This is a genomic window from Gimesia panareensis, assembly GCF_007748155.1.
Taxonomy (GTDB): domain Bacteria; phylum Planctomycetota; class Planctomycetia; order Planctomycetales; family Planctomycetaceae; genus Gimesia; species Gimesia panareensis.
Genome location: NZ_CP037421.1, coordinates 3,464,889 through 3,477,670, shown reverse-complemented (window position 1 = coordinate 3,477,670; position 12,782 = coordinate 3,464,889). Strand labels below are relative to the sequence as shown.

10 protein-coding genes are annotated in these 12,782 nt (G+C 52.9%); 4 read left to right on the top strand and 6 right to left on the bottom strand.

Translation table 11 applies throughout. The annotated features are described in order from the left end of the window. Positions 1-80: 80 nt before the first annotated feature. Entirely contained in the window at positions 81-1,757 is a 1,677-nt protein-coding gene (locus Enr10x_RS13195; protein WP_145449762.1) for a type II and III secretion system protein family protein, read from the bottom strand. A 770-nt stretch (positions 1,758-2,527) separates the two neighbouring features. Here Enr10x_RS13195 and Enr10x_RS13190 point away from each other — a divergent pair. After that, positions 2,528-2,800 carry a hypothetical protein gene (locus Enr10x_RS13190; RefSeq protein WP_145449759.1) on the top strand — a complete coding sequence of 91 codons (273 nt, stop codon included), beginning with the start codon at positions 2,528-2,530 and terminating at the stop codon, positions 2,798-2,800. A gap of 133 nt (positions 2,801-2,933) precedes the next feature. Next, positions 2,934-4,574, top strand: a complete 1,641-nt coding sequence (locus tag Enr10x_RS13185; protein WP_145449756.1) for a hypothetical protein — start codon at positions 2,934-2,936, stop codon at positions 4,572-4,574. Positions 4,575-4,596: 22 nt separating this feature from the next. On the opposite strand, the gene Enr10x_RS13180 is transcribed toward Enr10x_RS13185, so the two are convergent. Continuing rightward, positions 4,597-4,779: a hypothetical protein gene (locus Enr10x_RS13180; RefSeq protein WP_145449753.1), complete on the bottom strand. Its 183-nt coding sequence runs from the start codon at positions 4,777-4,779 to the stop codon at positions 4,597-4,599. A 321-nt stretch (positions 4,780-5,100) separates the two neighbouring features. Here Enr10x_RS13180 and Enr10x_RS13175 point away from each other — a divergent pair, with 321 nt between their 5' ends. Then, positions 5,101-6,102 carry a type I phosphomannose isomerase catalytic subunit gene (locus tag Enr10x_RS13175; RefSeq protein WP_145449750.1) on the top strand — a complete coding sequence of 334 codons (1,002 nt, stop codon included), beginning with the start codon at positions 5,101-5,103 and terminating at the stop codon, positions 6,100-6,102. Between the two features lie 43 nt (positions 6,103-6,145). Here the strand turns inward: Enr10x_RS13175 and glnD are convergent, their stop codons facing one another. From glnD to Enr10x_RS13155, 4 genes are all read right to left on the bottom strand, one after another. Further along, on the bottom strand, positions 6,146-8,842 hold the full coding sequence (glnD, locus tag Enr10x_RS13170) for a [protein-PII] uridylyltransferase (protein WP_145449747.1): 2,697 nt from the start codon (positions 8,840-8,842) through the stop codon (positions 6,146-6,148). A gap of 83 nt (positions 8,843-8,925) precedes the next feature. Next, positions 8,926-9,264, bottom strand: a complete 339-nt coding sequence (locus tag Enr10x_RS13165) for a P-II family nitrogen regulator (RefSeq protein ID WP_145107047.1) — start codon at positions 9,262-9,264, stop codon at positions 8,926-8,928. 95 nt (positions 9,265-9,359) lie between these two features. Then, positions 9,360-9,698, bottom strand: coding sequence for a P-II family nitrogen regulator (locus Enr10x_RS13160; RefSeq protein ID WP_145039491.1), 339 nt, complete (start codon positions 9,696-9,698; stop codon positions 9,360-9,362). Positions 9,699-9,925: 227 nt separating this feature from the next. Continuing rightward, positions 9,926-11,350: an ammonium transporter gene (locus Enr10x_RS13155; RefSeq protein WP_145107052.1), complete on the bottom strand. Its 1,425-nt coding sequence runs from the start codon at positions 11,348-11,350 to the stop codon at positions 9,926-9,928. A gap of 296 nt (positions 11,351-11,646) precedes the next feature. On the opposite strand from Enr10x_RS13155, the gene Enr10x_RS13150 reads away from it, so the two are divergent. Beyond that, complete coding sequence (locus Enr10x_RS13150; protein WP_232093374.1) at positions 11,647-12,744, top strand: prepilin peptidase; 1,098 nt, start codon at positions 11,647-11,649, stop codon at positions 12,742-12,744. Positions 12,745-12,782: the final 38 nt, after the last annotated feature.

Below are 12,782 nucleotides of genomic sequence, written 5' to 3'. Positions count from 1 at the left end.
TGTTTATTTCTTTCACACCTTCGAGGAAAACCAGTGTGATTGGAATTTTATTAGTATCATTTCAGGCGAAGTAATAATGATTATTCAGAGAATCCGTAGTCACCGTTGATATAGTATTTATCAGATTTGGTCTGATGAATGTAATCTTTCTGTTGCTGGTGAATTCGTTTCTTCTGCATGTACCAGACCGTACTTCTGTGGTGTACGTCCGGCTTGCCTTCGATGTTATTCATAAAGTAGAAGTCAATATCACCCGGTTCTGTCACTTCCATACCAGGCAGGACAGTCGGAGCATCTTCCGGTTCCAGAGGGTGTACCAGTTCGGGACTGACGAGCACGATCAGCTCGGTTTCATCCCGCTGAACTGATTTGTTCGAGAACAGTGGTCCCACCAGCGGGATATCTCCGATGAAGGGCACGCGGTTCAAGTCTCCCCGCTGCTGTTCCTGAATCAGACCGGCGATGGCCAGGACCTGACCTTCACGCAGATCGACGGTGGTGCTGACGGACTGGGTATTCAGACCCAGAATTCCGTTGACCGAGAGTGAAGGGTTGACTTCACTGAAGGTCGGAGTCACCTGCAGGCGAATGCGGTCTTTATCGAGTACAGTTGGCAGGAAGGATAACTGAGTACCAAATCCTTTGAAGGTTGTGGTTGCAGCCTGGGCACCCCCGACTCCGACCACAGTTGGTACAGCAAATTCACCACCTGAGATGAACATGGCCGGACGGCCACTGATTGTCACCAGGTTCGGTTCAGCCAGAATCTTGGCATATCCGTTCTGGGCCAGTGCCGAGATAAACAGATCGACGTGTTTACTGTTGAGCGAAGCGGTTACCAGTCCGGTACCACCGTTCGCCAGGTTCTGAGCGACACCCGTGAAAATCTGGCTCCAGCCAAATTCACCCGCCTGAACGATCAGGTCGGTGCTGGCAGTACGGGCGGCAGAACGATTCAGCTGTGCGATCCGCACTTTGAGCATAATCTGCTTTTCGCCGGGTACTTTGAGCATGTCAACCACAGTGGCTTCCGGCAGCTTGGCACCATCCGGGAAGGGATCTGCAGCCTGACCATCGACAAAGAGTGATCCGCCGCCGGAACCGTTTCCACCCATGTTGCTACCGGAGCCGGAACGGGCACGGATGATTGAGATGATCTGTACGGCTTCCTGCTCATCACGAGCCTGCCCCCGCACAATCAGTTTGTCTGCGAATGGAATGAGTTGGATTTTGCTGTTGGGGAAGAACTCGTTAATCATCTTCTGGAACTCGCTGTATTCCATCCGACGCAGGTCTTCGATTGAGTTGTCACCTTCCACTTTTACCTGGACACTCAGGATTTGCGGATTGGCTTCTTCTCCCAGCCAGAGGGTCATGGTCGTGGTACCGGTTTCTTTACCGATGACTTCGACTTCCTGTGACCCGAAGGCAACGACTTCAATTTTGGTCGGATCAGCGATCGCTACCCGGAAGACGTCCAACTTCATTTTCAGAATTTTGGAATGTCGCTGCTGTACAGTCAGGTCGACTTCAGATTCGTAGATCTGATCAACGAGCTGATGAACTTTTTCTTTAATTTTCGTGCTCGCAACCGGTTTGGTTTTCTTTGCTGCACCGGCCTTGAAGCTTTTGGTTTTCATTTTTCCCGGAACAGGAGGAGCTGGCGGGACCTGTGCAGCAAGGGGCGAAGCCGTGAGAGCAACACCGCAGGCGATTGCCAGCATTGTGCGTCTTTTCCATGAGGCGTTTATAGACATACTCGTCTCCCAATCCTTTGGTCGTCAGTTTGGAGTTTGTATTGTTGTAACTCAGATCCTGGAGCAGTCTTGATCAGGACTGAGGTGAATTCAATAAATCATTCCGGGGTGTCAGTCGTAGTCAGAAAATCTGTTTTGGATTGTGTTTCCTGCTTAAGTTACAGAGATCACAAATCCCGCTTGATAGTCACAGACTAAAAATAGTACCTTGACTGAGGGAAACTCATCACACAAATCCCACAGCATCAGTTCTATCGGAACAATCATTATTTCAGATTGATATTTTTTGGGCCATCTGTCCGAGAATGTACAAATTTAGAGATTTTGGGGATTTCAGCAGTTTTCTACTTTATCTGGAATCCCACAACAGTCGAAACTGATCTATGGTGGGAGAGCTCCTGCTCTGGGGCCAGAGTGTGTTCAATCCAGAGTACTATTTAGAGGTGATCCACCAGTTAACCTTACCAGTTAAGTTGTAGATACAACATAAAAATATAAAAGGTGGTCTCATGAATGCGAGTATTGCATTGCTCATTGGTCTGAGTGTATGGCAGTCTGACGGTCAAGTCGTGCCAGCCAACACAGTCAGTGCTCCCGCAACCATTTCTCAGGTATCACACGAATGCAGTTACCCGGCTTCTCATCAGTGCATGTCTGACGGGAACTGTCAGTCAGGTGATGGATATTGTGGAATTTGTGGCAGCAGTTTCTGTAATGGCCACTGTAAGCTGAAGAAACGTTGCTGGGGGGATTGGAAAACGACGGGTGATATGTATCCCCACTATCCATACACTCCGGCTTATCACGGCTATTACTACTTCCGGCCCTATAACTACACCAACATTTTGCGTCAGCGGGGAGAGATTATTGCCCTGGGGGGTAATCCCAAAGCCCCTTATGCTCACAAAATGTTTGAACGGATTTATGAGCAGATCGATTTGACGGCTTATGAAGAAGCTCCGGCTGATGGTGACGGTGTCCCCGGTCTGGAACCGATTCATAATGAACTTCCCAGTCTGGAAGACATTCTGAAAAGCAAATAACGGCTGTCTGAAATGTGACGGACTGAAAATTGAATTGATACAAAAAGATCTGTGCCTTCGCGTGCAGATCTTTTTTTATTGAGGAATCCGTGTGGCCGAATCTGAGTCAGCTCTCAAGTCTGAAACGTGGATCATGAGTCAGCGGGAATGGCTGATTTCGATCGGGCTGGTCTGGTGCGCCTGCCTGTTTCTGACGGCGACTGTGACGATTGCTGATCCCGATCTGTGGGGACATACCCTCTATGGCTTGCGGGCCCTGGATGCCCATGTGCTGGTGGAACGAACCGATCCGTTCTGTTACACGGAACCTGGTGCCGTCTGGATCAATCACGAGTGGTTTTCTGAGGATTCCTTCGGGTGGCTCTGGCACCGGTTTCAGAATCCCGGGCTCTGGCTCTGGCGCAATTTCTGGTTGCTGATGATACTGATTCCGGGCTGGCTGGCACTACGAAAACAGCAGGCTAGTCTGGCGGGGGGAGTCTTGCTGCTCGTCTATACCGCATTCTGTTTATCCCAGTTTGTCGTATTCATTCGCCCGCAACTGGTGACGTTTGGCTGTTTTGCCTGGACCCTGCTGCTGCTGCGCAGCTACCTGGCGGCACCGCAATTAAAAGTGATCTGGTATCTACCCGTGTTGATGCTGTTCTGGGCCAATTCGCATGGCGGTTTTCTGGCTGGAGTCGGTATCCAGGGACTTGTCGTGGGCTGGATGGGCTGGCAGGCACTTCGAGGAAAATATCGTCAGGCTGATTTCTGGCGACTGGCGTTCGTGGTGAGCTTCGCCTGGGGCGTGACTCTGATCAATCCTTACGGCGTCGGTCTGCATCAGATGCTGTGGGATCATCTCATCACCAAACAGATTGTGCGGGAGTGGATACCACTGTGGGAAGCCCGTCAGGCCTTAATGTATTACATTCCCTTTCTGCTGATCAGCCTGGCTTTTCTGGGGTCACGCAAGTGGGAATGGATTGATCTGCTGTTGATTGTTGTCGTGGGCTATCAGGCGGTCAGTCATATCAGGCATGTAGCACTGCTCGCGATTGCCGTCATGATTCTGTTGCCTGTTCCCTTGTCGGATGCGCTTCGTAAACTGTTTCCGCGTCTGCATCAGCAGTGGGCGGGGACGCACAGAGCCGGACTGCGGATGCTGCTGGTGGGGAGCATTACGTTGTGTATCTATGGTCTGGGAGTGCACACCGTAGTCAAACTCTGGCAGCAGAATGTTCCTCCCTGGCAGATCGGTGTGGAAACCCGGAGTCAGGCTCCGGGCATGCCGGTGGCAGCAATAACAGTTCTGAAACGGAACGGGCTGCAAGGTAATATTCTGACCGACTATGGCTGGGGGCAATATGTCATCTGGCAGACCTTTCCGGAATCGAAGATTGCCTTCGATGGCAGATACCGGACCATCTATTCCGCCCGACTGGAGCAGGAGCTGATTGCATTTCAACGACTGAATGCTGACTCTCAAGGGCCGACCCCGCTGTTGGACGATTACCCGACAGAAATCCTGTTGCTGCCCGCAGCTGAAGCTGTGCAGGGCTATTTAAAAAAGCGGACTGACTGGAAGCAGGTTTATGCAGACGAACAGTCGACGATCTGGCTGAAGGACTCACCCCGATTTGAGACGATCATTCACAGAACACGTGAGAAACTGCTGGAAGTTCCCGCGGTCTCTACCTGGTGTCTGTTCCCGGCGGATCCACCCCAGAGAAAAACAGAGAGGAGCCAGGCTGAAATGGGGACAGCTGGTTTGCAGAGGAAGTTTAACTAGCATTCTCGAAATGATTTGGCTGCTATCGACAGGATCGTGTGTTGGATCCGGATGAGGCATCGCGCTCAGCCGGGTTCTCTGTGTCCAGTTGAAACAGAATTTCGTCTCCCTCAATATCCACGACCGTTAAAAACTGATCGCCAACCTGAATTGTATCACCGATGGAAAGTTCCACATCGGAAGTTCGGGTTACCAGGTCTGCCACGTAAGCACCTTTCGTAGTGAAGCTGGAGCCGGTCGGCCGAAAGCTGTGCTTTACAGGAGACCGGGTAGTGTACAATAGTTTCAATTGTGGGGCTCGGTTTTTGCGTCAGGGGGGGAGAGATTAACAGGAGATCCCGTTTATGGCAATTGGAACTCTTCAAGATCAGGAATTCCCCGAAAACAGCCGAAAAAACAGAGACTCCGGAACCCCCAATTCGTATGATTATAGTTGCATTTGGCAGGATTCGTGGATTAGGATAAGTAGGTCTTCCATCTTTTCCATCCTGTCTATCTTGTTATCTGGTATTGCTTTTCCACTGTTATGTCATTGCAAGAAGTCCAATCGACGGCCACGCTGTTACCACTGGAGTTCACGCCTCTGTTGAAGCGGAGCCGGTGGGGCGGGGAGCGTCTGGGCACGATTCTGCATAAACCGATTGGCCTGGAAGGTGATTACGGGGAAAGCTGGGAGCTGTCTGATCATCCAGAAGCGCCGACGCTGATTGCCAGCGGTGAATATGCTGGCTGCACGCTTGCCGAAGTGATCGGCCAAAACCCGCAGGCGATGTATGGGGCGGGAACCTGTTATTCGACGTTTCCGCTCTTGATCAAATTCATCGATGCGACGGATCGACTCTCCCTGCAGGTCCACCCGGATGATTCGCATCAGCCCCATTTTGATGCCCGTAAATCCGGGAAATCAGAAGCGTGGGTGATTCTGGATGCAGCACCCGACAGCCGGATTTATGCCGGTCTCAAAGCGGGCATTGATGCAGATGAACTCAGAACACAACTGGAGCAGGGCAGGGTGGAAGCGTGTCTGCACAGCTATCCGGTTCGTCCAGGGGATTGCGTCTTCATTCCCGCGGGAACCCTGCATGCGATCGGCGAGGGGATTTTGCTGGCGGAGGTTCAGCAGACCAGCGATATCACGTATCGACTGTTTGACTGGAATCGACTGGATCAGTCAGGCCAGCCACGACCATTGCACGTGGAGCAGGCTTTTGAAAGTATCAACTTCCAGCGCGGTCCCGTCGATCTGCTCAAGCCACAGTTGAGACAGGTTCAGGAACACACCATAGAGGATCTGTTGGAGTCGTCCTGTTTTACGATCCGCCGTCATCGTGCTGCCCGTTCTTTACGGTTGCCTTCCCTGAACCGGGCACAGATTCTGATCGTGCTCGAAGGCACCGGCCAGCTCGACTGCAGTGCGGAAAGCTATGAGCTGACTCAGGGAAAGACGCTGCTCGTGCCTGCGGCTGCCTCCGACTGTGAGATCATCGTCGAGAGCGAAATGACATTTCTGGAAGTCATTCCCGGCTGACAGGAATCGTCCGCCAGACTCTGGCAGTAACTCTGATGCCGACTCAGACGCGCTGGTAGCGTTTGTAGCCTTCCAGTTCGAAGTCGTGCAGAGTCGATTCCAGCTGCTGTCTGATCTCCTGCAGCCGTTCCTCATCAACAATTTTCTGTTCCTGCTCATCGATGACATAGAAAACGTCCACAACCTGATCGAGGTGCGTTGAAATTTTTGCCATCACGACGGAGAGGCCCATGCGACTGATGGCCCGGGAGACGATGTAGAGCAGTCCGGTCCGGTCGTGTGCGATCACGTCAATGATCGTGCAGCGTTTGGAAGAATGATTGTCAATTTCCACGCGTCCCAGATCGAGTTCTCCACTCAGGCTGGACGTCTCATGGAATCGTTGATTCGAGAGGAACATGGTTTTGGCATCGCTTTCCCCTTTGACCGCCTTGCGGATTTCCTCTTCGATTTTTTCAATGCGACTCAAGGGGACTTCGTCTGCATAGTCGTGGTCGATCACCCGGAAACTGTCGACGACACCTCCGGAGGCACTGGTGGTGATCTGGGCGGAAATGATTTCCATCCGCCGGGAAGTAAACACGCTGACCATGCGGTGGAAGCAGCGCTGAGAGTACAGGGCAGGGGCGATCACATGGTAATTGACCGTGCCGGTGTCGGGTTCGAACTCGCCTTCGACCACGATCTCATCGGGAGGCAGATCGCGGAGGATTTGAATGTCGGCAGCAATCCGCTCGGAGGAATTGACGAGCAGGTAATGGGGCGAGAACGAGTTGAACAGTTCCGTAAACCAGCTATCGGGATCCTCTTCATGATCCAGAACCTGGGGGAGATCGAGGTGATTCCGGACCCGCTGTTTGACGCGGGCCAGTCTCTGATCCCGGTTGTAGCGTGAATGTTTCCCGCCGAGCAGCAGCATGGTCCGTTCATACAGGTCAGCCAGCAGTTCCGATTTCCAGTCGGTGAATACGCCGGGACCGACGGCGGTGATATCGGCGGCGGTCAGGACGTAGAGCATTCGCAGTTTTTCCGGGCTGCCGACTTTCTGACTGAACTCAAACAGAATATCCGGATCGGAGATATCCCGCCTGAAAGCCAGGTGTGCCATGTTGAGGTGTTCAAAGACCAGGAAGACGAGCAGTTTCTGCTCTTCCTCCTTGAGGCCCAGTCGAACCGCGGTATCTGTTGCGATCATGGCTCCCATTTTGCAGTGGTCTTCACCATAGCCTTTCCCGATGTCGTGCAGCAGGATGGCCAGATTCAGAATGTCTTTTTCATCGATATTGCGATAGGAACTCCCCAGGGCGGAGTCGTCATCGGCGAATGATTCCGCGGCTTCGATGGCGCGGAAGGTATGTTCGTCAACCGTGTAGCTGTGATACTGGTTGAACTGCAGCAGGCAGTAGGCATGTTTCATATAGGGGATCAACAGGTTGAGGATCCCGGTTTCCGACATGGTTCTTAAGGTCGGCCCCAACTGGTTACTGCGATTCATAATCGCGCGAAACAGATCGATGGACCGGTTGGTAATCGCAGGGGGCAGTTTCAAGGCCGATTCGCGGATGGTGTCCAGCAGATCGGGGGCAATCGAGATACCGTAGAGTGAGGCGGTATCAAACAGTTTGAGAATTTCTTCGAGACTGTTGCAGACTTCGTTTCTGTATTTGGGGACCACATCCAGGTGATCGGGGGCGATTTTGAGAATCCTGTCCGAACGGTGCGTCATCAGGAAATCGTAGGCCCGCGACAGGAACGGCTGGGGGCGATGTGTTTTGATGAAGCGTTCGGTGATTTCTGCGACCGCTTTACTGTGTCGGAAATATTCCTGCATCAGAATTTCCACGGGGCGCTGACCATTGGTGCCCTCGATCTGGCGCTGTTCTGCCATCCAGAGCTGGGTGTCTTTGGTAAACAGGTCCTGTTGTTTGCCGGCTTCATAGTGCAGTTGGATCCGGACTTTGAGCAGGTAATCGCGTGCATTTTTGAGGGTCCGCACATCGCGGCTGATAATTCGACCGTCCAGTCTCAGCATATCCAGATTGGCGGTGCCGTAGCGGGCATACCCGGTCCAGCGGAGCAGGTGAATATCGCGCAGCCCCCCTGGCGAGCGTTTGATATCGGGTTCCAGCTGCATCACCGCGCCGCCGTGCTGCTTGCGTTCTTCCCAGCGCGCTGCGACACACTGTTCAAAGAAGGTCCGTCTGCGAAACAGGATCACGTGTCGGTAATAGGATCGGATCAGCTGTTCGGCCAGGCTCTCATCTCCCCAGATGGAGCGGGCCTCGATCATGGCGGTGGCGAATTCGGGTTCGGTCCGGGCCATTTTGATTGCATCGGCGATGGTGCGGACACTGTGTCCCAGTTTGAGGCCTGCGTCCCAGCAGTTGCGCACGATATTGCCGATGAAATTCGAGAATTCGTCCACCGCCTCGTTGCGATAAATGAACAGCATGTCTACATCGGAGTAGGGGGCCATCAGTCCGCGTCCGGAACCGCCGATGACGAGGATGGAACAGTTCTGCAGGATTCGTTTCTGTTCCGGTTCGGGTAGCTCCTCAAACTGATCCTGAATGATATGGAGGAGCAGTTGTTCGATCGATTCCGCGATGGCTGTGGCGATCTGCAGGCCGCCTGCTCCCTGGCGCAGGAGATCACGCCCGCGTTGTCTGGCCTGTTCGAGTTGCGTGCGATAGACAACGAACGGTTGCTGGGCAGAACTGGAGCGCGCTGTATGTGACATGTTCTGTTCCAGACGGAAACGAAAAATTTGACAGGATTACCTGGCCTGATAACAGAGAATCATGATGTGAAACTGTCAGCAAATCAGACCGCTTCCGGGCCGGTTTCTCCCGTACGGATTCGGATGACTTCATCAAGGTTTGTGATGAAAATCTTCCCGTCGCCAATCTGGCCAGTACGTGCGACCTGCGTGATGGTCTCGACGGTCTGAGGGACCATGTCGTCCTGGACGACAATTTCAATTTTGACCTTGGGTAAGAAGTCAACGATGTACTCGTTGCCCCGGTAGGTCTCTTTATGGCCGCGCTGGCGACCAAAACCACGGACTTCACCGACAGTCATACCACTGATGCCAAGTTCTGAAATGGCGTTTTTGACTTCTTCCAGTTTGTAATGCCGTATGATTGCCTGAATTTTTTTCATCTAAGACTTCTTTATTAAATGGGAACGCAACGCAACTCTAATAAGAGGTAAAGCAAAAGGGGCAGGAAATCGGCCCCTCGCTTTACGTCATACTCTTAGAGAGCGGTCTCTCCAGCTTCTCCCGTACGGATACGGATGATGTCTTCGACTGGAAGTACAAAGATCTTCCCATCACCGATCTGGCCGGTCCGTGCCGATTCCAGGATCGTGTCGACAACGGCTTTCACCTGGTCATCGGGAACGATCACTTCCATTTTGGCCTTGGGCAGGAAATCGACCGTGTATTCGGCACCACGATACTGTTCCTTATGGCCTTTTTGACGACCAAAACCACGCACTTCAGACACCGTCATACCCTGTACACCGATTTCGGTCAGAGCATCTTTGACTTCTTCCAGCTTGAAATGTCTGATGACAGCTTCCACTTTTTTCATCGGAATCATACTCCCAGAAAAATGCCCGGTTTTCCTTCAGCGCTTTCAGAAACCCAAGCGACTATCACACTTAACTATTATATCGAAACCAGGGGGAAATCTCGATACCTCAATTTAATTTCCCCCGAAAACTCTCAGAAGTATTCGTTTGCCAGGCCAGTCGAGACCCATTTCCTGATTCTGAGGCTGAGAGCCGGCACCCGGCCGGCTCTCATGACCCAGGATGATTACAGGAAAATGTATCCTTCCTCGCCGTGCTGACTCAGGTCGAGACCCTGAATCTCACCATCTTTACTGACCCGCAGCCCCATGGTCAGGTCGATCAGCTTGAGGATGATAATCGTGCCGATCACGGAGATCGCGATGGCAGCCCCGACGCTAACGAGCTGATTAATCAACTGCGGTGTGTTTCCTTCCAGTAAACCCGATCCTTCCGCATTTCCCGTGATGGCTTTGGTGGCAAAGACACCGGTCAGAATCGCTCCGACCGTTCCCCCTACACCATGCACGCCGAAAGCATCGAGTGAATCGTCATATTTAAATTTGGATTTGAGTGTGGTACAGGCGAAGTAACAGGCAAAGCCGGCGATCAGTCCCAGAATGATGCCTGAAAGTGGTGTCACGGTACCACAGGCAGGGGTGATGCAGACCAGTCCGGCCACGGCGCCCGAACACGCTCCCAGAATGCTGGGTTTCCCGAGTGAGATCCATTCGGCAACCGACCAGGCGAGAACCCCCGCTGCGGCGGCCAGGTGCGTTGCCACAAAGGCATTGACTGCGGCCGGGTTCGCTGAGACAGCACTACCGGCGTTGAATCCGAACCAGCCGACCCAGAGCATCGTGGCACCAATAAATGTGTATGTCAAGTTGTGAGGTGGCATCGGTTCCTGACCGTAACCCAGTCGTTTGCCCAGCAGAATCGCACAGACCAGTGCCGAAAATCCGGAGCTGATATGCACAACGGTGCCGCCGGCAAAGTCAAAGGCAGGGTAGAGGGCGTTTTTGTTCCACTCACAGAGCCAGCCTGTATCAGACCAGACCCAGTGGGCGATGGGGCAGTAAATAAAGGTTCCCCAGAGGATGGAGAAGACTACCATAGAGCTGAATTTCATTCGTTCGGCAAAAGCACCACAGATCAGGGCCGGAGTAATGATGAAGAACATCATCTGGAAGACCATGAACAGGGCTTTGGGAATCGAGCCATTGGCCGGGATGACAACTGCGCCATCCTGCCAGCTGGGAATGACCCCTTTGAGAAGCACGTGGTCAAACCCTCCCACGAATCCGCCGAGAATGTCGGATCCAAAGGCCAGGCTGTAACCCCAGAGTGCCCAGATGACGGACATCAGTCCCATCAGGAAGACGCATTGCATCATTACGCCCAGAATGTTCTTCTTTCTAACCAGACCACCATAAAACAGAGCCAGCCCGGGAGCCGTCATCATGAGTACCAGTGCTGAAGCGACCATCATCCAGGCAATATCTGCATTGCTGAATTCGACAGCAGCTTCTTCCTGGGCAGGTGCTTCGGCACTCGAACCGAGCGGCGGGGCACTGGGTGTTTCGTCAGCAAATAGCGGACCGCTGGCGAATAAACCAAGACAGAGTGTAAAAATTGTGCAGTACGTACGAAGTCTGTAGACTCTCCTCATTACAGGGGCCTTTCTGAGCGCATTGAATTGTAAAAAGCAGTGAGCGAGCGCTTTTTGTAGCCAGTTTGCACTGATGATCTGCTTATGAATTCATCAACTTAGCAGAGTACTTCTGTCAGCAGTTTCCGCTAATTTGATTTTTTTGAGCAACGGCAATTGCCATTACTGCTTACAGACTTCACCATATTCACATTCAGCATGATCATGCGGTCAAACCAGTTAACGCGACAGTCTAACAAAGCGCTGCACTAAAATCACCTGTGAAAACGCAGGTTTTATCCCGGTTTGTTTAAGATATGATGAACTTTCAGATTAAACATTTGGATACTGTTTTGCCTCCGGAACTGGTGATTCTGGTGCCTTGTGGCGTGTTATTTGTGCTGGGAGCAATTGTCGGGCAGGGGATAAATGCCTGGGTCAGACGGATGTCGCTCAAGCCGGATGCACAAAAATTGTCGCGCTGTGAGGCATGTGGTGCGCGCATTTTACGCTGGAAGCTGATTCCGATCCTCCGCTGGATCCCGCTGGGAAACCGCTGTCCTGCCTGTTCACAGCGTCTGCCCCGTTCCGAGTTTCTGCTGGAAATGGGGACCGGATTGCTGTTCGCGTTCTATTATCTGATGGCAGTGCATTTTCGTTGCCTGGATGTGGACTCAGTACGACCTCCCGAGGGGATGTTTGAATGGCGGTTGCTCTATCATTACGTTCTACTCACCCTGCTGGTGGCGGCGACCAGCATCGACTTTCGGGAGTACCTGATTCCCGACCAGATTACCGTTCCGGGAATGCTGATCGGCGTGATCGGAGCCACGCTGGCGGGGCAGCTGCAGATCATCCATTTCTGGGTCGACTGGAACCAGGCAATTCCGGGGCTGGCCGGCCCTTACATCCCGGAGTGGATTAAAGCCCACTCCCACTGGCACGGTCTGGCGTGGAGTCTGGCGGGTCTTCTGGCAGGCGGGGGACTGACCTGGGGCGTGCGTCTGATTTCATCCGTGTTGCTGGGACAGGAAGCACTGGGACTGGGCGATGTGACTTTGATGGCGATGGTGGGCAGCTTTCTGGGTTGGCAGCCGATTCTACCCATCCTGCTGCTGGCTCCCTTGTGCGGCTTACTGATCGGGTTTCTGACGCGGATAACGACCGGTAAGACCTATCTCCCCTACGGACCTTATCTGTGCGCAGCGACGCTGATTGTATTGATGGGGTGGAAATGGATCTGGCTGGCGGAATGGCCGTCTGCAGTGCCGGGAGCCCCACCGGAATTTTCGATCCGGAGGCTGTTCGGCGATGTGACCGGCCTGGCGATTATTGGCGGGATCGCACTGGGGGCCTTCATCGGTCTGCTGCTGTTATTGCGGATCTATCGGTCGATTCCGATCAAACGCAGGTGAGTCTCTGCAGAGCAGGGGGGAACTTCGTGTTCCGACCT